The following is a 26665-nucleotide window of genomic DNA, read 5'->3' as shown; positions in this document are numbered from 1 at the left end:
ATGTCCTCGCTGAACAGCCTGCAGGTGTATTGGTCCGGCAGCTTCCTCGCTGCCAATGCCCTGATCGGCGTCAACCTGCTGGGTGCGCTCCTGTTGGGAATGCTGATGGGCTACGAGCGCTCGTACAACGGCCGCGCCTCCGGGATGCGCACCTATGGCCTCGTGTGCATGGCGTCGACGGCGCTCACCATCTTTGTGGGCTATGCGCCGCTGTGGTACGGCGGTGCGGCCGCACAGGTGATGCCGGATGCAACGCGTATCGTGCAGGGGGTCGTCACGGGCGTGGGTTTTGTCTGCGCCGGGGTCATCGTCAAGGACGGACTCAATGTCAGCGGGCTGACCACGGCCGCATCCATCTGGGCCGCGTCCGCCGTCGGCGTGCTGCTGGGCGTGGGCTTGTATGCGGCGGCCTTGATGATGGCAGCGCTGTGCTTGCTCTCAATGTCGCTCGTCCACCAGGTGGAGCGCAAGCTGCCCGGACGCACCGTCTTCGACGTGTCCCTCAGCTTCTGCCGCGATACGACGCCGGATCTGGAGCAACTGGCCCAGGTGGCGCTGACGCATGGCTATCGCCTGCTGCACCACAGCCTCAGCGTCAGCTACGCGGACAACGTGCCGGTCTGGCGCTTCTGGGTGATCGCCCTGGACCGATCGCGCTCCACTTCTCCTGCCCGCCTGGCGCATGAGCTCTCCCGATCGGACGAAATGCTCCGCTTCAGCATCGTCCCGTTGAAGAACTGATTTCGACATGACCTCCACTTCCCGTGCACATCCCCTGAAGGCATGCCCCTGCTGATCAAAGCGGCTGTCTCGACTGCCCGTTGAAGGGCCAGTGATCCCCAAGTGGCGCATCCGCGGATGGAAGCATGGCGCAGTGCTTGAGCGCGTCCAGCAACGCCCGGATCGCAATCCTGACCCAGAGCACCATCGTTTCGCAGCGGCCAATGCGTAAACGCACATCAGACCCCACGACCCATGAGCCAACACGCCGCAGTCCCCGGGCGCTCCGACACCACCAAGCCCGCATCGCCGATCCGTGCCTTTCGCATCGCATGGACGCGAGTGATGCTGCGCAGCCGCCGGCTCCTGATCGCCAGCGCCGTGCTGGGCTGCGCCGCCGCAGCGCCGGCTTTCGCCGAAGAGCGCTTCGCTTCCGTGCTGTTCCAGAACGACCTCTACTTCGGGCACGATGGCGGCGGCTGCACCAACGGCATCTTCGCTTCGATCATGCGGGTGACCTCGCCAGGCGGCGAAAGCAGTGTGGAACCATCTCTGTTGTTGAAGCCCATCGCCGGCTGGCTCGGCCTGCCGCAGGCGACGCTCGCTTCCTCGACACTGGGCCAGATCATGGTGACTCCGCGCGACCTCACGGTGCGCAAGCCCGACCCCACAGACGCGCCCTATGTCGGCGCGCTGATGTTCCGCTCCGCGCAGGTGTACGTGCACGGTGACATGGCTGACATGGCTGACATGACGGCAGTCAACATCGGCGTGATCGGGCCGGCCGCCGGTGCAGAGCAGACGCAGCGCTTCGTTCATCGCGTCGTGGGCGCGGACCGCCCGGAGGGCTGGGACAGCCAAGTCTCCAGCAAGGCACTGTTGGGCATGGAACGGTACCGGGCGTGGCGCTTTGCGCTCAGTGGCTCAGAAGCCGGCAAGGCCAACGGCGACCTCGTCGCGCTGGCCGGCGGCGCCCTCGGCAACCTCTGCAACCTCGAGACCTCGAGACCTCGAGACCTCGCTCGGTGGCACGGTGATGCTGCGCTCCGCGTGGGCCTGGAACGCAGCTTCCCGACAGTGGCACGGGTCGCGGCGCCGAGCGCCAATCCCTTCGTGATCGGCCGCGGCTGGTTTACCTGCGCCGGACTCTCGGCACACCGCATCTTCAACCACGTTGGCATTCGCGACGACCCCCCTCCGGCGCGACTGCGCAGTTGCGCGAATCGCGATTCGCCGCGATGGCGGGCATCGCGTACGGTTGGAAGCATTCATCGCAGAGCTTCTCGCTGCAGAGCGCGAATCCGCTGGTCCAGTCGAGCCATGGACAGCAGTCGTACGGATCGGTGACCTATGGCATGCGCATGAATTGAGGCATGCATTCCACGCAGCCACACGGCCGATTTTTTGCCGCGATCTGCGTGGCGCGCCAAGGGTTCGAATGCCGTTGCTACAGGGGACGCTTGCGGCGTCTCGCGCCCCATACCGATGCATAATTGCAAAGTTAGGCATTTGGAATGACAAACGATCGAACCAACGGAACCCCGTCGCAGGAGTTCGGCACCGAGCGCGGCGTCGCCCAGTACCAGCGGCTGGCATCACTTCTGCGGCACCGAATTGCGAAAGCCGAGTACCCACTCGGTTCGCAACTCCCGCCGATCACGCAGCTCGCGGCCGACTTGGGGGTGGCTGTCGTCAGCGTGCGGCAGGCCTACGAGTTGCTCTCGCGCGAGGGGCTGATCCGCAGCCAGCGCGGGGTCGGCACCCACGTTGCAGCACTACCGGCTGCCACCGGCGACATCGAGCTGGCCATCAACGATCCGTTCGCCGAACCGGAAGCGCTGGCCTTCCAGATCCTGGAGATCCGACGCGGCGTGCGGATGCCACTTGACCTTCTCGCAGCCGACGACCGGTCCGCCGATGACAACGTCTGCGTGCGCAAACTGCACAACTATTCCGGCGAGCCGTTCTGCTACGCCGAGATCTATGTGCCGTCGGCCATCTACGATGCCCTGCCCAAGGATGTCGTGCACAAGCGCAAGCTCCTTGCCGCGGTGCTCGATGAGCTCGGCCCCCGCTGCAAGCGTGCGCGGCAGCGCATGACCGTGATGCCTGGGGACTATCCGGTGTGCGACATGCTGAAGATCCCGTTCGCCTCGCCCGTGGCGAAGATGTCGCGGCGCCTCGTCGATGCCAAGGGGGAAGTGCTGTACGCGGGCGTGACCTGGTATCGCGGCGACCGTTTCGTCTCGGAGATCGACGTTCCCGTGTCCGCCTTGAAGGCGGTGCCGGGCATCACCGAGCCTGCGCGGCGCCGGCTTGGCGGCCGCAACCCCGCCTGAAGCCCCCTTGTTCTGAGCACCAGGGTTAATCCTGAGCATGAACCCGCACATCGTGCCTAAACTTCTAACATTAGACATTTAGGTTTTGAGGTGCAACATGTGGAAATCGATCGTCATGCTGACAGCCATCCTGCTCCCCCTGCAGGTGATGGCGGCCGACGCACCTTACCCGGCCAAGCCGGTCAAGTTCATCGTGCCGTTCCCGGCGGGCAGCGGCACCGATGCGGCCGCGCGTGCCCTGGGCCAATGGATGGCGGCAAAGACAGGTCAGCCCGTCCTCGTCGACAACCGACCTGGCGCTTCCGGTTTTATTGCGGCGCAGGCAGCGGCCGCGGCAGAACCGGACGGATACACGGTGCTCCTGGCTTCCAACACCACCCATGCTGCCAATCCGGCATTGTTCAAAAAACTGCCCTATGACCCGGTCAAGGACTTCGAGCCAGTCAGCACGCTTGGCAGCAGCGGGCTGCTGTTCCTGGTGCCGGCCGACAGCCCTCATCGCGACATCCGCGGGCTCCTCACGCACCTGCGGGCCGGCGGCAAGCCGATGAGCTTCGCGTACGGCAACTCCTCGAGCCGCATTGCGGGCGAACTGCTCAAGACGGCCACGGGCGCTGACCTGCTCGGCGTGCCGTACAAGGGGACGCCGCAGGCGCTCACGGACCTCATCGGGCGTCAGGTCGACTTCATGTTCTGCGACATCGGCCCCGCGCTTCCGCTCGTGACGGGCGGCAAGCTCCGCGCGCTGGCCAGCTCGGGCACTGCGCGCGAGCAACTGCTGGGCGAGGTGCCCACGTTGAAAGAAAGCGGGCTCAAGGACTTCGAGATGTCCGTGTGGTCTGCGGCGTTCGTCCCAGCGAAGACGCCAAAGGAAACGGTCGCCAGGCTGAGTGAACTGCTGCGCGCAGCCCTGGCTGACCCGGTGGTGCGTCAGGAGTTTTCCAGGACGGGCGTCCGCAGCAATGGATCGACACCCGAGGAGCTGCGCGCATTCGTCGCATCCGAAATGGCGAAGTGGGCCGCCGCCGTCAAAACCGCAGGGATCCAACCGGAAGGAACGCAAAAGTGATGAAGACTCTCCCCACCCTGGTCAGGGCAGCCGACCTGGCCGCCTATGCGCCGGCCAACCATACAGGCACCTCCAACGTGCGCGTGATTTGCCCCGAGACCGTCGGCGCGACGGCGCTCGAAGTGCTGATCGGCACGATCGTGAAGTCGCACGGCGCGAAGCCGCATGCGCATCCGCACCTGGAGCAATGCGCCTACATGATCGAAGGCACCGCCGAGTCGCAAGCGCAGGGGCGCGTCGAAGCGCTGACCCCCGGCAGCTGGAGCTATGTGCCGGCAGGCGCGTTCCATTCGTTTCGCGTGACCAGCGAGCAGCCCGGGCGGGTACTCGTCGTCTATGCGCCGCCATACGGCGAGAACCCGGCGCAAACGATCACCGAACCGGACCCAGCGGTCTCGGCGCGCGGCAAGGTCCGCGTGCTGGCAGCCGGCGATGCCATCGCAGCCACCGGTGCCCTCATCGACCGCGATACGGTCGGTGCGCAATGGGTCGAGATCGAGCCCCTGCGCATGGCCGAGGGCAGCGCGCTGTCGTGCGCCCCGAGGCCGGACGCCGAGCAGGTGCTCTATCTCGAAGACGGACACATCGATGCGCGCGCCGGCGAGATGGACTTCCATCTCGCACCCGGCGACTTCCTGTTTCTCCCGTGTGGGGCCGGCGTGGCCCTGCGCTGCCCGACGGGCCGGCGGGCGTCCGGCTTCTTCATCAAGGGACGGCTCCCGTCCTCGCATTCACACTGAAAGGTACCCCCATGACCGCACGACTGCCCACTCAACTCACCACCATCACCGGCTCCCCGCTGCCGCTGCCAGCGATGCCGCAGGACAGGCTGCTGACCGTCAACATCGAACAGATCCCGCTGTTCAAGAACATCCTCGGTGTCCCGGGCATCCACATCAAGCCGCTGCGCCTGGACCCGGAGCGCGGAGAGTGGGTCTTCATGGCCGTTTGTGCCCCCGGGTGCGCTCTGCCGCTGCACTACCACACGGGTGCGGCGCAGGTGTACACGCTCTCGGGCCGCTGGTGCTACCGCGAGTACCCCGACCAGCCGCAGGTGGCGGGCTCGTACCTGTACGAGCCGGTCGGCTCGGTGCACACCTTCTATTGCCCGGAGGACAACACCGAGGACACGGTGGTCATCGCCTGGCTCGAAGGCGCGCAGGTCAGCTTCAACGACGACGGCACGTTCCACTCGCTCACCGACGCGGTCCTGGTTCAGCACCTGGCCGAAACCATGGCTGCGGCGCAGGGGATCGGCCCGGTCGGCTACATCCGCGGCCACGGCGCGGTCGTGAACGGTTCCTGACCGCAAAGAGGAGCACGGGCCGCATGAACGACGACACCAGCCACGTCGGGCCTCTCGCAGGCCTGCGCATCATCGACATCACCGAAGTCGTCATGGGGCCCTCGGCGACCCAGATGCTGGCGGACCTTGGTGCCGATGTGATCAAGGTGGAACCTCCCGGCGGCGACATGCTGCGCGCCACCGGCCCCGGCGGGCGCGCGGGCGCCGGCCCGTTGTTCCTCAACCTGAACCGCAACAAGCGCAGCATCGTGCTGGACCTGAAGCGCCCTGAAGGGAAGCAAGCCGCACTGAAGCTCGCGCAGACGGCCGACGCGCTGGTGTACAACGTACGGCCGCAGGCGATGAAGCGTCTCGGGCTGGATTACGACGCGGTGCGGCAGGTGAACCCGCGCATCGTCTATGTCGGCACCTTCGGCTTCAGCCAGCGCGGCCGCTATGCGGCGCTGCGCGCCTTCGATGACCTGATCCAGGCGGCCGTCGCGATACCCGAGGCCAGCGTGCGGGCGGGCTCGGACGTGCCGCGCTACGCGCCGCTCAACCTCTCGGACCGCGCGACGGGCCTGTACGCCTTCGGCGTGATCTGCGCGGCGCTGCTGGCGCGCGAACGAACGGGCCAAGGGCAGGCCGTCGACGTGCCGATGTTCGAGACGACCGCGCAGATGATGCTGGGCGACCATCTCTACGGCCACACCTTCGTCCCACCCCGCGGCGGCTTCGGCTATCCGCGACTGCTCAACCCGCAGCGTCGGCCGTACGCCACGCAGGACGGCCTGGTGTGCCTCGTCGTCTACACCGACGAGCAGTGGAAGGCCTTCATGCGCACGGTCGGCGAGGCCGAGCGCTTCGAGAGCGATCCGCGGTTCGCCGACGGCGAATCGCGCACACAGCATGTCGAGGCGCTCTACGGGATCCTCGCCGACCAGCTCGCCACGAAAACCACCGGGGAATGGCGAGAACTGCTCGAGCCGCTCGGCATCCCCGTGCTGCCGGCGCACACCTTCGAGTCGCTGATCGACGACCCGCACCTGCAGGACATCGGGTTCTTCCAGCAGTACGAGCATCCGACCGAGGGCACGCTGCGGACCATGGCGGTGCCGAGCGAGTGGCCGCAGACGCCGTTGCCGCCGCTACGACCGCCGCCGCTGGTGGGCGAGCACAGCGCGCAGATCCTGGCCGAGGCCGGCTATTCGCCGCACCAGATCAGAGAGATGGTCGAGTGCGGCGTGACGCAAGTGGCGACGGCGGCGAGCGAAATGGGAGTGGAGGCATGACGACATTCGTCAAGGAAAGCCGGCAAGACGGCCGGCTGATGCTCACCATCGACCGACCTGAGCGCCGCAATGCGCTCAATGCGAACGTGATCGCCGCGTTGCAGGACGCCCTGCAGCGCGTGAAGTCCGACCCGACAGTTCGCGCCGTGGTGCTCACCGGCGCGGGTGAGGAGGCGTTCTGCGCCGGCGCCGACTTGGGCGCCGATGCCTTCGCATTCGATCACGCGACGCCGACCATCGCTTATGCGGACCTGCTGCGTACGGCGCGCACGCTGCCCGTGCCGCTCATCGCGCGGGTCAACGGCGCCTGCATGGCCGGCGGCATGGGCCTGCTCGCGATGTGCGATCTCGCTGTCGCGGCGCCGCACGCGAACTTCGGTTTGCCGGAGGCCAAGGTCGGCGTGTTCCCGATGCAGGTGCTGGCCGTTCTGCAGTCACAGATCCCGCAGCGCTGCCTCGCGCAGCTGTGCCTGACGGGCGACCCGATCGACGCGGCGCGGGCACGCGAAATCGGCCTGGTGAACGAGGTGGCGCAAGACGTCGATGGGGCGCTGGAGCGCTTGCTCTCCCGGCTGCTGTCCAACTCGCCCACGGCGCTGCGGCGCGGTCTGTATGCAATGAAGGCGATGGGCTCCATGTCCTTCGAGGAGGCGATGGCGTTCGGAGAAGGGCAGATCGGGCTGCTGGCGATGACGCAGGACGCGCGCGAGGGCATCGCTGCATTCAAGGAGAAGAGGAGACCGCAATGGACCGGCAAGTGAAAGCCGCCACGTCCGGCAAGGACGCGAACACGCACGACGCGCGCCAGGGCATCGCTGCATTCAAGAGGAAACCGAAATGAACCGACAACTGGAATCGCGAACCGAGGGCAGGATCGTGCGCATCGGCGGCGCCTCGGGCTTTTGGGGCGACAGCAGCCTCGGCCCACTGCAATTGGTGCGCGCGGGCGGCATTGACTACCTGGTGTTCGACTATCTTGCAGAGCTGACGATGTCGATCCTCGCCGGGGCGCGCATGAAGAAGCCGGAAGAAGGCTACGCCACGGACTTCGTGACCGTGGCGCTGCGCTCGGTGCTGAGGCAGGCCGCTGAGAAGGGCATCCGCATTGTCAGCAACGCCGGCGGCGTGAACCCGAAGGGCTGCGCCGCGGCGGTGCAGGCCCTGGCCGACGAGCTCGGCGTGACGGTGCGTATTGCCGTGGTCGAAGGCGACGACGTGCTCCCGCTCGCCGCCGCGATGCGCGACGCCGGCACCGTCGAGATGTCCAGCGGCGAAGCGATGCCGCAACGGCTGGTGACGGCCAATGCCTACCTGGGCGCGCTTCCCATCGCGCGGGCACTGGACGCGGGCGCGAACATCGTCGTCACCGGCCGCTGCGTCGACAGCGCGGTCACCCTCGGTGTGCTGATGCACGAGTTCGGCTGGGAGGCCGACGACTTCGACCGGCTCGCCGCGGGCAGCCTCGCCGGCCACATCATCGAATGCGGCTGCCAGGCCACCGGGGGCTTGCACACCGACTGGGCCTCGGTCCCCGACTGGGCCGACATCGGCTATCCGATCGTTGAATGCCGCGAGGACGGCAGCTTCGTCGTCACCAAACCGCCGCAAACGGGCGGGCTGGTGACACCCGCGACGATCGGTGAGCAACTGCTGTACGAGATCGGCGATCCGGCCAACTACCTGCTGCCGGATGTGGTCTGCGACTTCCGCCAGGTGCGCATCGAAAACGCAGGGCCTGATCGCGTGCTCGTGACCGGTGCCCGCGGCCGTTCGCCGACCGGCACGTACAAGGTAAGCGCCACCTTGCCGGCCGGCTTCAAGGTGTCCGCGCAGCTCACCATCGTCGGCATCGATGCCCCCGCCAAAGCCCGGCGTACCGGCGAGGCGCTGCTCGAGCGCGGCCGCCGGCTGCTGCACGAGGGCGGGTTCGCGGACTTCCTGGCCACGAACATCGAGCTGCTCGGCACCGAGTCCGCCTACGGGCCGCATGCCCGGCTGTTGCCGACGCGCGAAGTCGTCCTGCGCCTGACCGTCACGCATTCCGACCGCAGCGCGCTGCAGATGTACAGCCGCGAGTTCGCCGCGCCGGGGACATCGTGGTCGCCGGGCACGACAGGCGCGGGCGGCCGTCCCCCGGTGTCGCCGGTGCTGCGGCAGTTCGCCTGGCTCATTGCGAAGGAGCAGGTCACGCCGACGGTCACGCTGGGTGACACGACCTTCCCGGTGACGCTGCCGCCGCCGCAACCCCAGCGCGCGCCCGAGCCGCTTGCGACTTCGCAGGGCATTCTGCCCGCCGGCCCAGGAAAGAGCGTGCCGCTCGTGCGGATCGCCTTCGGGCGCAGCGGCGACAAGGGCGACACGTCCAACATCGGCCTGATCGCGCGCCATCCGGCGCTGCTGCCCGTGCTGCAAGAGCAGGTGACGCCCGAGCGCGTGAAGGCGTACCTCGGCCATCTGGTGCAGGGGCCGGTGCGCCGCTACGAGTTACCGGGCATCCATGCCATCAACCTCGTGTGCGAGAGGGCGCTGGGCGGCGGCGGCATGGCGTCACTGCGCAACGACCCGCTGGGCAAGGGCATGGCCCAGATGCTGCTCGACATGCCGGTCGAGGTGCCCGAGAGCTTGTTGCAGGATTTGCCGTCGTGAACTTCGACTTCTCCGACGAACAGCTCGCCATCCGCGATGCCGTCGAGGCCATCTGCACCGATTTCGGCGCCGCTTACTGGCTCGAGCGCGACCGCGACGGGCGCTGGCCCACCGAGTTCTGCGACGCCATCGCGCGCGGCGGCTGGTTCGGCGTGACCATGCCCAAGGAACACGGCGGCGCCGGCCTCGGGATCCCCGCGGCCGCGATGGTGATGCGCACCATCGGCAAGCTCGGCTCGGCGGCGGTGTCGTCGGTGCATCTGAACCTGTTCGGCCCGCAGCCGGTGGTCGTGTTCGGCACCGAGGCGCAGAAGCGTCGGATGCTGCCACCGCTGATCGACGGCTCGGATCGCACCTGCTTCGGCGTGACCGAACCCAACGTCGGCTCCGACACCACGCGCATCAGGACCTTTGCGCGCCGGGCAAGCGACCGCTACATCGTCAACGGCCAGAAGGTCTGGACTTCGACAGCGCAGCACGCCAACAAGATCCTTCTCGTGGCGCGCACGACGCCGATCGAGGAATGCGCGCGGCCAATGGACGGCCTCACGGTGTTCTACACCGATCTCGACCGCTCGCATGTGCACATCCGCGAGATCGAAAAGATGGCGCGCCATGCCGTGGACTCCAACGAGCTGTTCATCGACGGGCTGGAGATCCCGCTCGACGATCGCATCGGCGAGGAGGGCGGGGGCTTCAAGGTCTTGCTGCACGGTCTGAACCCGGAGCGCATCCTCGTCGCCGCTGCTTCGCTCGGTGCCGCCGAAACGGCGCTGCAGCGCGCGGCCGACTATGCCAGGGAACGCAGCGTGTTCGGCCGGCCGATCGGCAAGAACCAGGCGATCCAGCATCCGCTGGCGGAGTGCTGGATGCGACTGCAGTCGGCCGAACTGCTGATGTGGAAGGCGGCCGCGCTCTACGACGCCGGCAAACCCTGCGGCGTCGAGGCGACGGCGGCCAAGTACCTGGCGGCGGAGGCCGGCTACGAGACGGCGCTGCGCGCCGTCCGCACGCACGGCGGCTTCGGCTTTGCCAGGGAGTACCACGTTGAGCGCGGGCTGCGCGAAAGCGTGCTGTCGCTGCTCGCGCCGGTGACGCAGGAGCTCGCGCTGTGCTACGTCGCCGAGCAGGCGCTCGGCCTGCCGAAGTCGTATTGACCCCGGCAATGCAAGACAAACCCCATTCACGGCGCGGCTGAAGCAACGCCCTGCGACCCCCACCAGATCGGTGGCGATCCATCAACCCGCTATGGGAGAGTGAGACATGAGGATGAACAAGATCAAGGCGACGCTGTTATTGCTCGCTTCCCTCGCAGCGCCGCTCGCCACGAACGCCTGGGAGCGCGGCAAGGTCGAATCATTCGCCACGTTACCCCCGGGTGAGGCGCATCCAGAGGGGATCACCGTCGACCGCGACGGCAACGTGTACGTCGTCACCGTGGCGTCGAACAAACCCGGAACGAGTGAGGGAACGCTGTTCGTGTTCGACCCGCAGGGCAGACCCCTGCGCACTGTCGCGATCAAGGGTTCGAGCAGATTGTTGCTCGACCTCGGCTTTCATCCCGGGACGGGTCAGTTGCTGGTGGTCGACTACAAGGACGGGAAAGTCCTGAGCGTCGATCCCCAGACAGGCGCCTCATCGGTCTTCATGACGGTCACGGGCAAGAACCCCGGCCTCGACGGGCTGACTTTCGACCCCGCCGGAAACGTTTACGTGAGCGACGCGCACCAGGGCATCATCTGGAGAGTCGGACCGGGTGGCGGCGAAGGGTCGGCGTGGGTCACGAGCCCCCTGCTCAAGCCGGCGAGAATTCCCCCGGGCATCGGCGCCAATGGCCTGGCCTTCAACAAGAAGAAGACGACACTGTTCGTTGCCAATACGGCCAACGATACGATCATCAAGATTCCGGTGACGGGACCCGCGCTCGAGCCCGGCACGCCTGAAGTCTTCGTCAACCGCGTCGGCGGCGGGCCCGACGGGATCATCATCGACGAACACGACAACCTCTGGGTCGCATGCAACCAGTCCAACGAGATTCTCGTGCTCGAGCCGAAACACGGACAGGTGATCGCCAAGCTCGGCGACTTCGGAGGAATCGATCGCAACGGTGCTCCCATCGGATTTCTCTGGTCGAACAGCCTGGTCTTCCACGGTGACGACGTGCTTGTCACCAACCTGTCTCTCGATGTCGGCACGGCCCTTTCGCAGCTTGGCGAAGAACTCGGGATGGCGCATCTCGTGGGCAAGAACCTGCAGACCGTCGATGGATCCTGGGCCCAGCAGGTGAAGGTCCACACGATCTCCAAAATCAAGAAGCGGATCCCTTGAGGTCTGGACCTCGATCGGGCGTACGCCAAACACGATGGCCGTGGTGAATCAGTGACTTCGCGCTGAGTCTGAGCGGTGCTGACGTGTTTCCGCCCGCCTTGGTACACGCTCGAGGGGGCGCAGGCGCCGATGGCGGGTGAGCAACCGAACACCGACCGAATGGCGACCGTTGGCTGACGACTCGCCGGCTGTCGAATCCTAAGCTTGACCGGGAGAGATCGATGGGGCGGGAGGACGCGTCCCTGCCGATCGACTCGATCTTCAACCTCGGCAAGGAACAGCACATGGCGCTCACCCCAGTAGACACATCGAACCACCACAGCAGCAAATCCGGCAAGGGCCACGGCGACGGAGCAGTCAGCAAGCTCGTCAAGCCCCAGCGCATCGTGATCCTGGGGGCCGGGTTCGCGGGCCTCTATGCCGCGCTCGAGCTCGAGCGCACGGTGGCGCGCGAAGCGGGCGTGGAAGTGCTGCTCGTCGACCCGCAGAATTTCCTTCTATTCACGCCAATGCTGCACGAGGTCGCGTCGGGCAGCCTGGATCCCGCCTCGATCGTCGTGCCCATCAGAGAGACCCTGCGCCGCGTCGAGTTCCTCCAGGCAAAGACCACGGCGGTGGACTTCGCGGCACGGACCCTGACCGTGGCCTATGGCCCCGATGGCCGTGAGCGCACGATCGTCTTTGATCACCTGCTGGTCGCGGCCGGCTCCCAGACGCGTTTTCCGCCCGGTCTGCGCCCGCAGATCCACGGCATGAAGACGATCCACGATGCGGTCGTGCTGCGCAACTGGCTGATCGGCCTGCTGGAGCGCGCGGAGATCGAGGATGACCCGGCGCGGCGGCGGGCGTTGCTCACGATCGCCGTCGCGGGCGGCGGATTTTCCGGCGTCGAGACGATTGGGGCCATCAATGACTTCCTGCGCCAGATTGGCCGCCGCTACCGCAAAGCCTCCGCTGAACCGCCGACGCTTGTCCTCATCGAGCCGAACGACCGGCTGCTGCCCGAATTCGAGCCCGCGCTTGGCGAATACACCGCGTCCAAGCTGCGCGATGCGGGCATCGACGTGCGCCTTCACACGAAGGTGGCGGCTTTCGACGGGCTTCGCCTTGTTTTTGAACCCACCGGCGATTCGGCGACACCCTTGCCGCTGCACGCGCGCACACTGATCTGGACTGCTGGCGTCGCGCCCTCGCCGCTGATCGAATCGCTGGCGCTTGCGAAGGAGCGCGGCCGCATCGTGGTCGATGAAACCATGGCAGTTCCCGGCCACGAGAGCGTGTGGGCATGCGGCGATTGCGCCGCTGTGCCCGCACCTTCGGGGAAGCCTTACCCCACCACCGCGCAGCATGCGATGCGTCAGGGCGTGCAGGCGGCTCGCAACATCGCGGCGACCGTGCGCCGACAGCCCGCGCAGATCCGGCCGTTCCGCTACACGATGATCGGTCAGTTCGCCGCGATCGGCCACCGGCATGCCGTCGCCACGCTGTTTGGCAGGAAGTTCTCCGGCTTCATCGCCTGGCTGATGTGGCGTGGCGCCTACTTGTGCATGCTGCCGCGCGTGGACCGGAAGGTGCGCGTCTTCCTGCAGTGGATGCTCGACATCTGCTTTGCGCGAGACACGGTGCAACTGCTAACCATCGATAGCGTGCGCGTCGGCCGCATCCAGGAACTGATGGACAGCGCCAGCGCTGTGGAATCCGCCGAACGGATGCCGCAAACATGAAGCGACGTCGTCGGCATCGGGGCCGGCCAGGCTGCTGGCCGACGGGCTGGGCGGACGGCTGTTGTGCATGTCACCGGTGCTCGGCGTGTTCATGCGAACGCGCGCGCTTCGCGGCCGGCATCCAAATCGCGTCCGATGAAGGTGCGCGCATAGACGTAGGTGCATCGTGCGCGCCCCCGAGGATGTTCGCAGCGACTCTGCCTGTGGCGAATGCCAAGGCCAAGGCCTGATGGTTTGCCATGGACGGACTTGACCTCATCAAAACGTTTCGCGAAGTGGCATTCAGGCGCAGCTTCTCCCGCGCCGCCATGTCGCTTGGCACGTCGAAGGCCACCGTGAGCCGCTACGTGGCCGAACTTGAGGAGCGCAGTGGTGTGCGCCTGCTCAATCGCTCTACACGCTCGCTCAGCCTGACCGACGCCGGCGAGGTCCTGATGGAACGCAGCGCACAGCTGGTGGCCATGGCTGAGTCAACGCTCCACGACCTCCAGGCTCACGGCGTACAGCCCCGCGGACGGCTGCGCATAGGCGCGCCGCACGGCATGATCGCGGGCTGGCTCCCGGACGTGATCGCCGCGTTCATGACGCGCTACCCGGACGTGTATGTGAGCCTGGTGTTTACCAGTGACGCCATTGATCTAGTCGCCGAAGGCATCGACATCCACCTGACCGGCGGGCGAATCGACGACATGAACCTGATTGTGCGGCGGCTTGTTCAGTTCGACCTGGTGGTCTGCGCCTCGCCGGCCTACTGGGCCAAGCGCGGCATCCCACAAGCGCCGGTGGATTTGGGCCGACACGACGTGCTGAGCTACGCGGCCATGCCCACCACACATCTGCCCTTCGAGACCGAGGGTAGGCAGTACGAAGTGCCGGTGCGCAGCCGCATGGAGGCAAACGATGCGGTCGCGCTGATCGAACTGGCGCTGCGGGGTGCAGGCGTGGCCTCGGTGCCCGAGCCGCTGGCGCAGCCGCATCTGGAGCGCGGCGCGCTGGTAGCGGTGCTGCGTGAGCACACGCGGCGCGATCATTGGCTCTACGCGGCATATTCGCAGCGTCGTCATAACAGTGCTGCGATGCGCGCGATGCTTGAGTTCCTGGAAGAATCGACGGGCTCGATCGGTGGCCTGTCGCGGTGATGCGGGCAGTCGCATCTTGATGCCGATGTTTGCGTCGCACTGCTTGGCGCTCGCAACCGCAGTGCAGCCTCAGGCTCCGACTCTCTTCGTGCAATTGGGCTTGGTGCCCGTCGGTGATGATTTGAACGCTGTGGGAGGTCGCGGCCGCGTCCCCAAGACGACGCTGAAGGGTTCGCTGCGACAGTTGGCTGCATGGAGTATCAAGACGCTGAGGTACGCCCACCGACCGCTTCTCCCCTGCATTGCTGCCCTCCGGTGCCGCACTATGTACAGCGGCAATGGGCCCGATGCCGTCGGTCAGGTTCCAACGAACCGGACGCGTTCATAAATCATCGGCGGCCAGAACTGGCTCTTTGACCCGAAGCCATAAACCTGCCTTAGGCGCACACACCGACAAGCAATGGTGCTCACGCCGCCAGCGACTTGCCATCAGTTCTTGGATTTAGCCGGTCGGGCCTGCCCCCTCGCTTTGGTGTTCCGGCTCGATTCGACTTTGGGCGTGCGACGGCCATGCTCGCGACTAATTGCCTCTAGTCCGGCAAGGGCGTATGTGTGCAGATGGGTGATGATGGCTGCGCGAGGCATCCGACGAACTTCGTCCAGCGGGCCGGGCGCGCCCCGTGCAGCGACCAGCAGCATCGAGCACGGCGCCAACACACTGATGACGCAACGCACCAGTGCCGGGTCTTCGGCGGGGATCGCCGTGATGTCGCTGAGGATCTGCTTGATGATCGCCAGTTTGGCAGGCACCTCGGCCTCAAACAGAAAGGGGAAGTGCGCGGAAGGCGCAAAGATCTCCTTGGCCAGCACATTGATGTGCCACCCCGGTTGGCGCTTCGTTGCAGGTCGTACCAGCCCGTAAATCAGCACGCGCAGTTTCGCGGTAGCGGGCAGCTCGCTTTCGGCAAGGTCGCGCATATCGGACAGCTTGGCGAGGCGTCGATGGGCCTCAACCAACACGGCTCGGTAGAGCCCTTCACGACCGTCGAAGTGGTAGTTGATCAGGGTCAAGCTCACCCCGGCGCGGTCTGCGATCGCTTTGGCGGTGGTCTGGGCGTATCCGTCGGCGGCGAAGAGTTCACCTGCTGCTTCCAATATGCGCTCGCGGGTCGCTTGCCCATCCGTACGGCGTCTACTTCGGACTTTGGTCATCGCGTCGTGGATTGAAAGATGTTGCGCGGGCAGCGAAAACGGTTGACGCTAGATTGAACCGGATTCAAACTTGCGCCCGTTCCGAACTTTCTGATCGCCATCATTGTCATCGGGAGAGGGCTATGCAAACGCACTGGTTCTATACCGTTTGGCCGTTCATAGGGATTGGTGGAGCGATCGTGATGATCGCCATCCTGCTGATGACGGACACATTTCGCGGCAGCCCAACGGTATCGCGCTGGCGCGATCCGGAGTGGCTCGCGTGGCTCGCGGTGCCGCTGTACTGGATACATCAATTCGAGGAATACAGCCTGCCGACGATTGGCCTCGACTACTCAATCCAGGAAATGATCTGCGAGAAGATTGGCTTTCCGCCGTATCCGGACTGCCCGATTCCGCTGGCCTTCTACCCCGTGGTGAACATCGCTCTGATGTGGTTTGGCGCGCCGCTGGCTGCCTACCTCTTCCGACGCAACGTCCTCATCGGACTCAGCTTCTGGGGACTGCTGTTTGCAAACGGACTTGTGCACACCTTTGGGGGCATCGCGGCGGGTGCTTACAACACGGGGTTATGGAGCGCCGCTCTCTTGTTTGTGCCGTTGTCCATTTTGGTCATTTACGCAAGCGCGATTCGCGGGCCGTACAGCGGCAAAGTTGTCGGTGTGGCATACGCCTGCGGAGCCGTCACTCATGTCTTGCTGTTCATGGGCTACGGACTTTTCAAGGCCGGGCTGTTCGGCAGTGCAGGCCTGCTGGTCTTTGCCGCCGTGATCGGTTTCGCTCCGATCATCTTGGCGGCCATCGCGAGCCGGTTCTTCAAGCCTGAGTTGTTGAGGCCAGTTCCGATCCGATAGACGCGATCAGTGCGACCGCTCCTCAAGTCATCATGATGCCTTCTCGTCGCCGTTGGTACAACATGGTCTGCCTTGCGCCGCTCAGTGCATCGCTGCTTGCTGGCTGCTCTGACAGCAAGCCTTCCGCCTATCAGGGGTACGTCGAAGGCGAATACGTAAACGTCGCGTCACCAGTTGCCGGCCGGCTCGACAAGCTCTCGGTCCAGCGGGGGCAGACAGTCGAAGCGAAGGCTCCGCTGTTCAGCCTTGAAGCGGAACAGGAAGTCGCGGCAAAGCAGCAGGCTGACGAGCAGTTCAATGCGGCGCAGGCGCAGCTTGCCGACCTCAAGACGGGGCGCCGCAAGCCCGAAGTGGCGGTCACGCAGGCGCAACTCGCGCAAGCCAAGGTCGCACTGCAACAGGCGACGCTGCAACGCAAGCGCGACTAGGGGCAATTCGATGCCGGCGGCATCGCAAGAGGCCAGCTCGAGGATTCCCGCGCCAACGAGGCGATCAAGGCCGCGCGGGTGCGGGAACTCGAGGGACAACTCGACGTGACGCGCCTGCCAGCGCGCGAAGATCTGATCCGCGCCCAGAGTGCCCAGGTTGCAGCGACGCGCGCCGCGCAGAGCCAGGCAGCTTGGCGGCTGGAGCAGAAGCAGCCTGCGGCTGGCCAGGCTGCGCTGGTATCCGACACGCTGTATCGTCCAGGCGAGTGGGTAGCCGCCGGCAGCCCGGTGGTACGGCTGCTGCCTCCCGGCAACGTGAAGCTTCGCTTCTTCGTTCCGGAAGCAGCGGCCGGCGACATCAAACCGGGCCGCAGCGTCAACGTCGGCTGCGACGGCTGCGGCACCGGTGTCCCTGCCGTCATCAGCTACGTCTCGAACGAGCCGGAGTTCACGCCACCGATCATCTACAGCAACGAGACGCGCGCCAAGCTGGTGTTCCTCGTCGAAGCACGGCCCTCGCCCGAGAATGCGGCGCGGCTGCGTCCCGGACAACCAGTGGCGGTGACGTTGCAATGAGCGAGACGACCGCTCCCTTGGCCATCGACGTACATGGGCTGAACAAGCGCTTCGGCAACAAGCATGTCGTCAACGACTTGTCGATGCAGGTCGGGCGCGGCGAGATCTTCGGCTTCCTGGGCCCCAACGGCAGCGGCAAGACGACATCGATCCGCATCATGTGCGGGCTACTGACGCCGGATTCCGGCTCCGGCACCTGCCTCGGCTACGACATCGTCAAGCAGAGCGCCGAGATCAAGCGACGGGTCGGCTACATGACGCAGCGCTTTTCGTTCTGGGAAGACCTCTCGATACGCGAGAACCTCGACTTCGTCGCGCGCATGTATGGCATGCCGCAGCGCAACGCGGTGGTCGATCGGGCGATCGACGGCCTCGGTCTCGGCGGCCGCGCCGCGCAGCTCGCCGGGTCGTTGTCCGGCGGTTGGAAGCAACGCATGGCACTTGCCGCCTGCATGCTGCATCAGCCCGAACTGCTGCTGCTCGACGAGCCGACCGCTGGCGTCGACCCCGGCGCGCGCCGCGACTTCTGGGAAGAGTTGCACGCCCTCGCGGCACGCGGCATCTCGGTGCTGGTAAGCACGCACTACATGGACGAGGCCGAACGCTGCCACAAGCTGGCTTACATCGCATATGGCAGGCTGATGACGCAGGGCACCGCCGAAGAGATCATCGCCAGCCAGAAGCTCACCACTTGGGAAGTGACCGGCGGCGACCTGACCACGGTCGCAGAACATCTACGCGGCAGGCCCGGGGTCGAGCAGGTGGCAGCCTTCGGCTCCGCGCTGCACGTGACCGGCCGCGACCCTGTAGCGCTGGAGGCTGCATTGCGCGAAGCCGTCGGCGGCACTGACAGCCGTGCGCAGCCTTCGGCAACAGGACTCGAAGACGTGTTCATCCACCTCACCGAGCAATCGGTCGACAACTTCGGGCCCAAATCGTGAGCTTTTCCGTGACGCGCTGGTGGGGCATCGTGCAGAAAGAATTCCTGCAACTCAAGCGCGACCGCATCACCTTCGGAATGGTGCTGGGCATCCCGATCATCCAGATCGTGCTCTTCGGCTATGCCATCAACACCGACCCGAAGCACCTGCCGACCGCCGTCGTGATGGCGGACCGCAGCGAGTTCACGCGCAGCTACCTCGCGGCGATGAAGACCAGCGGCTACTTCGAGTTGGTCGACGAGATGCCGAACGAGGCCGCCGCACACGCGGCACTGGCACGTGGCGATGTCCAGTTCGTGGTCAACTTCCCGACCGACTTCACTCGCCGCCTGCTGCGCGGAGAACGCCCGGCGATGCTGGTCGAGGCCGATGCCACCGACCCGGCGGCCACGGGTGCTGCGCTGGCGTCGCTGAGCCAACTGGCGGCAGTGGTCGCCAAGAGAGATCTCACCGGCGCACTGGCACCGCTGGCCGGCGCGCCGGCGGCGTTCGAGGTGCGCGTGCAAAGGCTATACAACCCCGAAGGCATCGCCCAGCAGAACGTCGTGCCGGGATTGATGGGCGTCATCCTGACCATGACGATGGTGATGATGACCGGGCTGGCGATGACCCGCGAGCGCGAACGGGGCACGATGGAAAACCTGCTCGCCATGCCGGCGCAGCCGCTGGAGGTGATGACCGGCAAGATCGTGCCCTACGTCTTCATTGGGCTGGTGCAGGCGACCATCATCCTGCTGGCGGCGTTGTACCTGTTTGGCGTGCCTTTCGTGGGCAGCGCGGTCGCGCTCTACGCGGTGTCCCTGCTGTTCATCGCTGCCAACCTCACAGTCGGCATCACGATTTCGTCGATCGCGCAGAACCAGTTACAGGCGATGCAGCTGACCTTCTTTTTCTTCCTGCCGACGATGCTGTTGTCGGGCTTCATGTTTCCCTTTCGTGGCATGCCGGTGTGGGCGCAGTGGATCGGCAACGTCTTGCCGGCGACCTACTTCAACCGCCTGGTGCGCGGCATCCTGCTGAAGGGCAACGAATGGCTCGACCTGTGGCCCAACATCTGGCCGCTGGCGGTGTTCACCTTCGTGATGATGAGCATCGCAATGTTGTTCTATCGCAAGACACTGGACTAGCATGCGGCGTGTTCTTTGCTCTCTGTCGGTGGTAGCCATTGCAGGGTGCAGCAGTGACCCGCTTCGCCCGCCCGAGGTGCCAATGGTGGAGCAATACACGACGAGCGCGGTGGTTGAGGACCGGTTGGCGTTGGGCAAGGACATTCCGGCGCAATGGTGGACGCTGTTCCGCTCGCCCACGCTCGACGCCCTGGTGCGCCGCGCGCTCGACAACAGCCCGACGCTCGCACGGGCGCAGGCGAAGCTTCGCCAGGCAGAGGAAGAACTGAGTGCGCGCAGCGGCGCGGCGCAATGGCCAAGGGTCGACGCCAAGCTCTCCGCGAACCGCGTCGATGTCGAGCCGCAGTCGCTCGGCGTGTCGGCACTGCCGGTGCCGATGCCGCTGGACCTCTATCTCGCCTCGGTCAGCGTCTCCTACACCTTCGACTTTGCTGGCGGCACGCGCAGCGAACTCACAGGCTTGCGCGCCGAGGTCGATCACCAGAGCTACGAACTCGAAGCGGCCCGCCTGATGCTGGCGGGCAATGTCGTCACCACTGCACTGCGGGAAGCGGCAATGCGCGAGCAGATCGCGCAGAGCGAAGAGATGCTTGCGCTGCAAGTTCGTCAACTGGCGATTGCCGAACGCATGCAGACGCTCGGCGGCGTGGCAGCCATTGACGTGGTCGCGCAGCAGCGCGAACTGGCGCAGGCACGCGCGTTGCTGCCTGACCTGCGGCGCGATGTCGAAAGGCTGCGGCACAGGCTTGCGGTGTACGTCGGCCTGCCGCCCGGCGCGTCGGACCTGCCTGAGTTCCGTCTTGCCGAACTGCAACTGCCAGCCGAACTGCCGCTCAGCCTGCCGTCGAAGCTCGCACGTCAGCGACCCGACATTCGCGCGGCCGAGGCCGTTCTGGCGCGCGCGGGTGCGCAGGTGGGTGTCGCCACCGCGAACCTTTATCCGCAGCTCACGCTGTCGGCTCAGTTGGGCAACCTCAGTACCAACACGAACGGTCTGTTCGGTGGGGGCGCAGGTTTCTACTTCCTCGGTGCTTCGCTGACGCAGCCGCTTTTTCGGGGCGGCGAGTTGCAGGCGCGCAGGCGCTCTGCCGTGGCGGCCTACGAACAAGCGGGCGCGGCGTACCAGGAAGCGGTGCTGCAGGGATTCCAGAACGTGGCGGACGCGCTGCGCGCGCTGGAAGCCGATGCCGCCAGACTCAGGGAGCGTAACGTCGCCGTGGATCGGGCCCGCGGTTACCGCGACATCAATGCCAAGCGGCTGAGGGCGGGCGGGGTCAGTGAAGCCGCGATGCTCGAAGCAACGCGTCACTACCATCGCTCGCTGCTCGAACAGACCCAGGCCGCGGCCGATCGCTACGTGCACTCTGCCGCGTTGCTGCAGGCGCTGGGTGGCGGTTGGTGGCAGGAGGCGAGGTGAAATTCCCAATGGCGGCCTTTCGGCAAACGGGCAGCACATGGCCGTCGTTGCCGTAGGTCAGCTTTCCTTGATGCTGAAAGACTGAAAGACTGCAACGGGTCGGGAGTGGCGCCGGGGGCCCGCTATCGGGGACTGCCATCGACCGACCGGTGATGGCCGCGAGTACCAGTTCGCGGCCGCGATCGGTAGCTGACCTTCACATGCTCGCGCTACTGGCCAACGGCTGCTATCAGCGTGTTTGGCGGACGGTCAGTCTCGGCCATGACGAGTCATTCGCGACTGGCCGCTTACCGACGGTGCGCAAAGTCGCTGTTGGTGTCGCTAAGTCCGGGCCGGGAAGGCCATGGCGATCACTTCCGCCGCGCTGAGCCGGGAACCCTCGTTGCGAAGGCGACCGAGCGCCCCGGTGTCGACACCCGTCTTGACGATGGCAAGTGCTTCTTCGTAGCAGCGCTCTGCTACCAGGGGCAAATGCTCGTGGTCGCAACCCAAGCGGTTGTCAATGTAGGCAACCGTCCTCGCTGCTTCGCCGAGCTTGCCCTGATGCGCGAGCAGATGCGCGATGTAGCAGAACACCCAGACAACCGGACCTGTCGCGTGCGTAATAGTGCTTGTCGCGGTCCGCAACGAGATCTCAGCAGCTTCAATATTGCCGAGACCAACGAGCGCCATACTGCGCCAAGCGAGGATGTATGCGCGGAAGAAGTTGTTTTCGATCACCCTTGACCCGCTAAGAAGATCGTCACATCGATGTAATGCGGACGCAAAGTCGCCCGCCGCCAGGTCGCAAAGTACAAGCAGGCTTTCACACCCGTCCCTGAAAAAGCTGTCCCCTCGATGGCTCTGCTGGACAGCGTTAACGAGTTTTCGTGCCTCCTCAGGCCTGCGCTCAACATGGTATTCGCAGCGTGCCCTGCAATAGGGGATGGCAATTTGCAGCCACGACGGCCAAGCCGGGTCAAGCAGCGCCTCCATCTCAGTCAGCGCTCTTTCCGCCGCAACACCGTCGCCCAGGAATGCAAATGAGAGCGCAGTTGATGTCAACGATCTGAATATCCAGAATTGATCGCCCAGGCTGTGAAACAGTTCGGCGGCCCTAAGTCCCGCCTCGGACTGACGCTTCGTGTCGGTCTGTATTCGCAGGTCCGCGACAGCAAACCAGAACCGCGCCGCCAGTCGAGGCGGCGTCGCTTCGTCCACCCATGGTTCGATGGCCCGGTATAGGCGTGCACCTTCGTCGTTGCAGCCGTGAGCATCCCAAAGTCGGTCGGTGGCAGCGGCGAGCGCCACCGCGATCTGGCGATCGCCGCCGGGTCCCATCGCCCAGCTTGCGGCCGCGCGCACATTGTCCAGATCCGGCGCGATGCGACGCATCCGCGCCAGCGGCTCCTCAAAGGGATCGTTTCCGGTCAAGGTGTCGGCCATCGCCTGCGCATGGCGCCTGTGGATCGCTTCAAGCGATCCTGCGGCGGCCAGCCGCTCCAGCGCAAAAGCCCGGCTGCTCTCGAGCAGCCGATAGCGCTTTGTCTCCCCGCCCTCGACCAGGACTAGCGACTTGTCCACCAGGGAGGCCAGGTGATCGAGCACCGCCCACGTATCGATCGCCTCGTCGGCCGCCACGAGCTGCGCAGCCTCCAGTGAGAACGTGCCCTTGAACACGCCGAGCCGATCGAACACCGTCTGCTCCGCTGCCGTCAGCAGCCCGTGGCTCCACTGCAGCGCCGCGCGCAGCGTCTGATGCCGCGGCAGCGCTGTACGGCTGCCCGCCGCCAGCATCTTCAAGCGCTCGTCAAGCCGCTGGCGCACCCCGCGCACTCCCAGCAGCGACACCCGCGCCGCGGCCAACTCGATCGCGAGTGCCATCCCATCGAGCCGCCGGCAGATCTCGACCACGTCGTCCATGTTCCCAGGGTCCACGGCGAAGCTTGAATCGACGGCCTGCGCGCGCGCGACGAACAGCTGCACTGCACCGTAATTGAGAGCTTCGCCCGCGTCCCCGCTCGGGGGCACCGCCAGCGCATTGAGCCGGCTGATCTGCTCTTGGGCTACGTGCAGCGGTTCCTGGCTCGTGATGAGCAGCCGCACGCCGGGGGCGCCCGCCGCGACCTGCGCGGCCAGCTCGGCCACCGCTTCAAGCAGGTGCTCGCAGTTGTCCAGCACCAGCAGCAAGCGCTGGTCGCTGAGCAGCTGCACCAGGGACGCGAGCGCGGTCTCCTTCACGGCCATGGGGTGCCCGAGCACCCGCGCCACCGTGGGCACCACCAACTGCGCATCTGTCAACGGAGCCAGTTCTACGATCCAGATGCCGTCCGAATAGAGGCTGCGCACGGCGTGGGCTACCGCCTGCGCCGCCCGGGTTTTGCCGATACCTCCAGGGCCCACCACGCTCACCACGCGTTGAAGCTCCAGTAGCCGGGCCAGCGCCGCGACGTCCTCCGCGCGTCCATAGAGCGGTGGCAGCTGCGCAGGCAGATTGCCCAAGGCCTGGGCCGGTGGAGTTGCCGGGTGAGGCAGCTCCCTCGCTGTTCTTGAGTCCGACACCGCCGCCCCTTCGATGGGGAGTGCATACGCATGCAGCGGCTGCGCGAAGTTGCGCACCGCATGCTCGCCCTGGTCCACGAAGCGATGAGCGGCCCGCTCGCCCAGCGTGTTGCGCACCGAGTCCGAGACCGAGATGCCGCCTTCGAGCGCCAGCGCCTGCAGGCGCGCCGCCACGTTCACCCCGTGGCCGTAGACCGAGCCGTCGGGCTTTTCGATGATGTCGCCCAGATGCACGCCGATGCGAAAGCGCAGATGTGCAGCCTCGGGTTGGCCAGCGTCTGCGTGCGCAAGCTGTCGCTGCACCGCCACGGCCGCATCCACTGCACCGGCGGCTGTCTCGAACACCGCCAGCACCGAGTCGCCGGCCGTGTCGACGATGCGCCCGCCATGCTCGGCGACGCACTCGCGAAAGACCTGGCGCGCCGCATCGAGCTGCGCCACCGTGGCGAACTCGTCCTGCGCCATCCGGCTCGAGTACCCCGACGCGTCGGCGCACAGGATCGCCATCAACCGATGCCGCAAGCCCGAATCGTTCACGAGGCACCCCCGCCCGTATTCGCAGCAGCATCGTAGCGTTCGCGTGCATCCGTGTCACTCATCCCAGCGGCGCGCCGACGGACCGCTCGCCACGACGGCAATTCCCAAGGCAAGGCGTGGGGATTCGGCCAACCACTGGTCCACCGCTCGGCAGCTCGAATGATCCCGGAAGATGACCGACATTGAGGGACCGCTTTCTGGCAGCGAATTCGTCGCTTCGGTTGACCGGATTGGGCCCTGAACACCATTTCGCGGAAATTCGAAGCGGCCGTTGGCGCGCGAAGAGGCCTTGGTCGTCCGTAGCCGCCAGCGATCGGAGCGCTGTCCTTGGCTCCGAATTCTTCAACGATTACGGCGAAGGTCAAGTTCCAAGGCACACCGGTAATTCGCGAGGAAAGGCGTCGAAGCATCTTTCGATGGTCGCTGTCGTTCGCCGGACAAACTCAAGGACAGCACCCAGTCTGAAGCTGCAACTCGCGCGCCGAAACAGTTAGTCTCGGACGTCATTTGTTGGGCTAGAGGAGACCGATCGCGAGCCCGCGGGTTAGAGGGCAGACCGCCTTGCTGTCATGCAATGAAGCAGATGCCTGCCAAACGCCTGAGTTCCGCAGTTCCCACGGCAACCGGCTCGCTTGGGCGGACCAACGACAAAACTCATCTTTCTGGCAGCCCAGCCTTGCGCATGCCATCGACGATTCGATCGCGGCGCGCTATGGCGGTTGGCTCGAGCGTCGGGTTGTTTATGAGATAGCGTTCCACCGTACTGTGCGGGATCAGTTTGAGATGCTGCGCCATCTGCGTTTCGGCTTGCGCCTGGCGGCCATGCAAAGCATCGATGGCTGCGATGAGCGCATAGGCCAGCCCGAAGGTTGGGCGATCGACGACGACTCGTCGCGCCAGGGCGTACGCGCGATCTTCGTCACCCAGCATGAACGCCGCGAGGGCACCATTGTAGTAACCGGCCGCCATGATGCGCGGGTCGCGGGCGCCGACCTTCATGGCGGTTTCGATGCGGTCTTGCGCTTCACGCGGTCGGCCCAGGAACATGAGCACGGACGCTGTGCGCATGTATGCGTTCGCATTGGTCGGTGCCATCCTGGTGGCCTTTTCAAAGGCCGGCAGCGCTTGATCTGGCTGGCCGCGAAACAGCAGCACGTTGCCCCAGAGGATGAGTGCGACCGCGTCATTGGGTGCGATCTGCATCGCGCGCTGCGCCACCCGCTCCGACTCGGCGATGTCTTTGGGGGGTGTTTCGCCCGAATACCCAAAGCGCTCCGACATCAACGCGGCGCCAAGACCCGTGAGCGCAACAACGGAGCGCGGATCCACTTGGAGCGCCTCCTCGAACCGCTGGCGTCCCCGCCGCACGTCTTCCCGGGTCTGGCGGCGGTCGATGTCGTCCCAGCCGGCCAGGACCAGCTCAACCATGTCGGGCCGGTAGCCCGCTGCATTGACACGCGCCTTGTTCAACTCGGCCAGTCGAAGGCGCACGCCGCTGACAAGGCGGCGTGCCATGTCGGGACCGGTCTCAGGGTCGGCCGCGTCCTTGTATTCGTAGTGATCGGACCAGACCACTTGCCCGTCAGCGACGGCCGTGAGTTGAGCATCGATAGCCACCCCGTCGCCGCGCCGCGCCATGCTGCCCGTCAGCAGATAGCGCGCCTGCGCCTCGCCGAGCGAACGGGAGATGTCCGGCTGCGAGCCGCCAGTCGGCATCGACGAGGCGCCGCGGATCGCCAGCAGTCGGTGTGCGCCTGCGATCTGGGCACTGACTTCGTCGGTCAGGCCTTCGCTCAGGCTGCGCGGCAAGGGGGAATCGCTCAGGTCGGCGAAGGGAATCACGCCGATGGCCTGGCGCTTCAGAATCTCCCTGTCGATGTCCACGGGCGCATGGCTTGCGTACATGTAGAGAGATCCGCCGCCGCCCAATGCCAGGCCCAGTACCACGAGCGCGCCGATCCAGACCGGCTGCCTCAACCACCGGCGAGCAGCCAGAGCAGGCGGGGCCGCCGCGTCTTGCACCGGCCCGGCCGCCGGCGCCCCCAGAGCCTCCATCGAGACCGGGGCGTCGAACATGTACCCGCGCCGAGGCAAGGTCTTGATCAGCACTTGCGCCTGATCCCGGAGCCCGGCTCGCAACTCGCCGACGCATTGAACCAGCGAGTCGTCGGTCACGACGGCCGTCCCCCAGAGTGCCGACAGGAGCTCGCTCTTGCCGATCAGCCGCTGCGGATGCACCAAAAAGTAGCGCAATAGGGCGTGGGGCTTGGGCCGCAGTGGGATCGCTACGCCGTGGCGCCGCAGTTCGTCGCGGCGCGGGTCGAACTCGAAGTCGGCGAAGAAAACCTTTGCGTGGCCCTCCAGGATTGGCTCGGGGAGCGAGGCAGCGGGGGCCAATCCTCGATCGATCGTCGATTGCTCGTCGTTCATTCGGCCAAACCTTCAGGCTTCTTGCGTTTCAGGGAGTACGTTGCTGACGCAGCCAACGGGTCGCATTTTCCGCGCCTTCGCCCTCATGTGGCAAAGGCAACCTCAGACCCGGCAGCCGCC

At 65.8% G+C, this 26665-nt stretch carries 20 protein-coding genes and 1 pseudogene; 18 read left to right on the top strand and 3 right to left on the bottom strand.

Features of this window, described 5'->3' with window-relative positions; translation table 11 throughout:
* The 13 genes from QTI66_RS31450 (at position 1) to QTI66_RS31390 (ending at position 14542) form a co-directional block, all read left to right on the top strand.
* Positions 1–741: an MgtC/SapB family protein gene (locus QTI66_RS31450; RefSeq protein ID WP_286564277.1), complete on the top strand. Its 741-nt coding sequence runs from the start codon at positions 1–3 to the stop codon at positions 739–741.
* A 234-nt stretch (positions 742–975) separates the two neighbouring features.
* Positions 976–2067 carry a lipid A-modifier LpxR family protein gene (locus QTI66_RS31445; protein ID WP_286564276.1) on the top strand — a complete coding sequence of 364 codons (1092 nt, stop codon included), beginning with the start codon at positions 976–978 and terminating at the stop codon, positions 2065–2067.
* 167 nt (positions 2068–2234) lie between these two features.
* The gene (locus tag QTI66_RS31440) at positions 2235–3059 is read left to right on the top strand and encodes a GntR family transcriptional regulator (RefSeq protein WP_286564275.1); all 825 of its coding nucleotides are present in this window, start codon (positions 2235–2237) and stop codon (positions 3057–3059) included.
* Positions 3060–3174: 115 nt separating this feature from the next.
* Entirely contained in the window at positions 3175–4128 is a 954-nt protein-coding gene (locus tag QTI66_RS31435) for a Bug family tripartite tricarboxylate transporter substrate binding protein (protein ID WP_286564274.1), read from the top strand.
* Positions 4128–4868 (top strand): cupin domain-containing protein, encoded by a 741-nt coding sequence (locus QTI66_RS31430; protein WP_286564273.1) that lies wholly within the window; start codon positions 4128–4130, stop codon positions 4866–4868. The genes QTI66_RS31435 and QTI66_RS31430 overlap by 1 nt, the downstream gene beginning before the upstream one ends.
* Positions 4869–4879: 11 nt before the next feature.
* The gene (locus QTI66_RS31425; protein WP_286564272.1) at positions 4880–5434 is read left to right on the top strand and encodes a 2,4'-dihydroxyacetophenone dioxygenase family protein; all 555 of its coding nucleotides are present in this window, start codon (positions 4880–4882) and stop codon (positions 5432–5434) included.
* Between the two features lie 23 nt (positions 5435–5457).
* Positions 5458–6705 (top strand): CaiB/BaiF CoA transferase family protein, encoded by a 1248-nt coding sequence (locus QTI66_RS31420; RefSeq protein ID WP_286564270.1) that lies wholly within the window; start codon positions 5458–5460, stop codon positions 6703–6705.
* The gene (locus QTI66_RS31415; RefSeq protein WP_286564269.1) at positions 6702–7466 is read left to right on the top strand and encodes an enoyl-CoA hydratase-related protein; all 765 of its coding nucleotides are present in this window, start codon (positions 6702–6704) and stop codon (positions 7464–7466) included. The genes QTI66_RS31420 and QTI66_RS31415 overlap by 4 nt, the downstream gene beginning before the upstream one ends.
* A gap of 76 nt (positions 7467–7542) precedes the next feature.
* Complete coding sequence (locus QTI66_RS31410) at positions 7543–9351, top strand: acyclic terpene utilization AtuA family protein (RefSeq protein ID WP_286564268.1); 1809 nt, start codon at positions 7543–7545, stop codon at positions 9349–9351.
* Positions 9348–10508, top strand: a complete 1161-nt coding sequence (locus tag QTI66_RS31405; protein WP_286564267.1) for an acyl-CoA dehydrogenase family protein — start codon at positions 9348–9350, stop codon at positions 10506–10508. The genes QTI66_RS31410 and QTI66_RS31405 overlap by 4 nt, the downstream gene beginning before the upstream one ends.
* Before the next feature lie 112 nt (positions 10509–10620).
* Positions 10621–11679 (top strand): SMP-30/gluconolactonase/LRE family protein, encoded by a 1059-nt coding sequence (locus QTI66_RS31400; protein ID WP_286564266.1) that lies wholly within the window; start codon positions 10621–10623, stop codon positions 11677–11679.
* Between the two features lie 221 nt (positions 11680–11900).
* On the top strand, positions 11901–13403 hold the full coding sequence (locus tag QTI66_RS31395) for an NAD(P)/FAD-dependent oxidoreductase (protein WP_286564263.1): 1503 nt from the start codon (positions 11901–11903) through the stop codon (positions 13401–13403).
* A 239-nt stretch (positions 13404–13642) separates the two neighbouring features.
* Entirely contained in the window at positions 13643–14542 is a 900-nt protein-coding gene (locus QTI66_RS31390; protein ID WP_286564262.1) for a LysR family transcriptional regulator, read from the top strand.
* A 429-nt stretch (positions 14543–14971) separates the two neighbouring features.
* Here QTI66_RS31390 and QTI66_RS31385 read toward each other — a convergent pair whose 3' ends face one another.
* Positions 14972–15637: a TetR/AcrR family transcriptional regulator gene (locus tag QTI66_RS31385; protein WP_286564260.1), complete on the bottom strand. Its 666-nt coding sequence runs from the start codon at positions 15635–15637 to the stop codon at positions 14972–14974.
* Between the two features lie 179 nt (positions 15638–15816).
* Here QTI66_RS31385 and QTI66_RS31380 point away from each other — a divergent pair, with 179 nt between their 5' ends.
* From QTI66_RS31380 to QTI66_RS31360, 5 genes and pseudogenes are all read left to right on the top strand, one after another.
* A complete protein-coding gene (locus QTI66_RS31380; RefSeq protein WP_286564258.1) occupies positions 15817–16548 on the top strand; it encodes an HXXEE domain-containing protein in 732 nt (243 codons plus the stop codon).
* Between the two features lie 32 nt (positions 16549–16580).
* Positions 16581–17552 (top strand): annotated as a pseudogene (locus tag QTI66_RS31375) (HlyD family secretion protein).
* Positions 17549–18493: an ABC transporter ATP-binding protein gene (locus tag QTI66_RS31370; RefSeq protein ID WP_286564256.1), complete on the top strand. Its 945-nt coding sequence runs from the start codon at positions 17549–17551 to the stop codon at positions 18491–18493. The pseudogene QTI66_RS31375 and the gene QTI66_RS31370 overlap by 4 nt, the downstream one beginning before the upstream one ends.
* Complete coding sequence (locus tag QTI66_RS31365) at positions 18490–19620, top strand: ABC transporter permease (RefSeq protein WP_286564253.1); 1131 nt, start codon at positions 18490–18492, stop codon at positions 19618–19620. Before QTI66_RS31370 ends, QTI66_RS31365 begins: the two co-directional genes overlap by 4 nt.
* 1 nt (position 19621) lies before the next feature.
* Entirely contained in the window at positions 19622–21037 is a 1416-nt protein-coding gene (locus tag QTI66_RS31360) for an efflux transporter outer membrane subunit (RefSeq protein ID WP_286564252.1), read from the top strand.
* Between the two features lie 321 nt (positions 21038–21358).
* Here the strand turns inward: QTI66_RS31360 and QTI66_RS31355 are convergent, their stop codons facing one another.
* Complete coding sequence (locus tag QTI66_RS31355) at positions 21359–24115, bottom strand: adenylate/guanylate cyclase domain-containing protein (protein ID WP_286564251.1); 2757 nt, start codon at positions 24113–24115, stop codon at positions 21359–21361.
* A gap of 654 nt (positions 24116–24769) precedes the next feature.
* Positions 24770–26545 carry a winged helix-turn-helix domain-containing tetratricopeptide repeat protein gene (locus QTI66_RS31350; protein WP_286564250.1) on the bottom strand — a complete coding sequence of 592 codons (1776 nt, stop codon included), beginning with the start codon at positions 26543–26545 and terminating at the stop codon, positions 24770–24772.
* Positions 26546–26665: the final 120 nt, after the last annotated feature.

The sequence above is a fragment of the Variovorax brevis genome, from assembly GCF_030317105.1.
Taxonomy (GTDB): Bacteria; Pseudomonadota; Gammaproteobacteria; order Burkholderiales; family Burkholderiaceae_C; genus Variovorax; species Variovorax brevis.
This window is presented reverse-complemented; position numbering and strand designations above follow the sequence as displayed.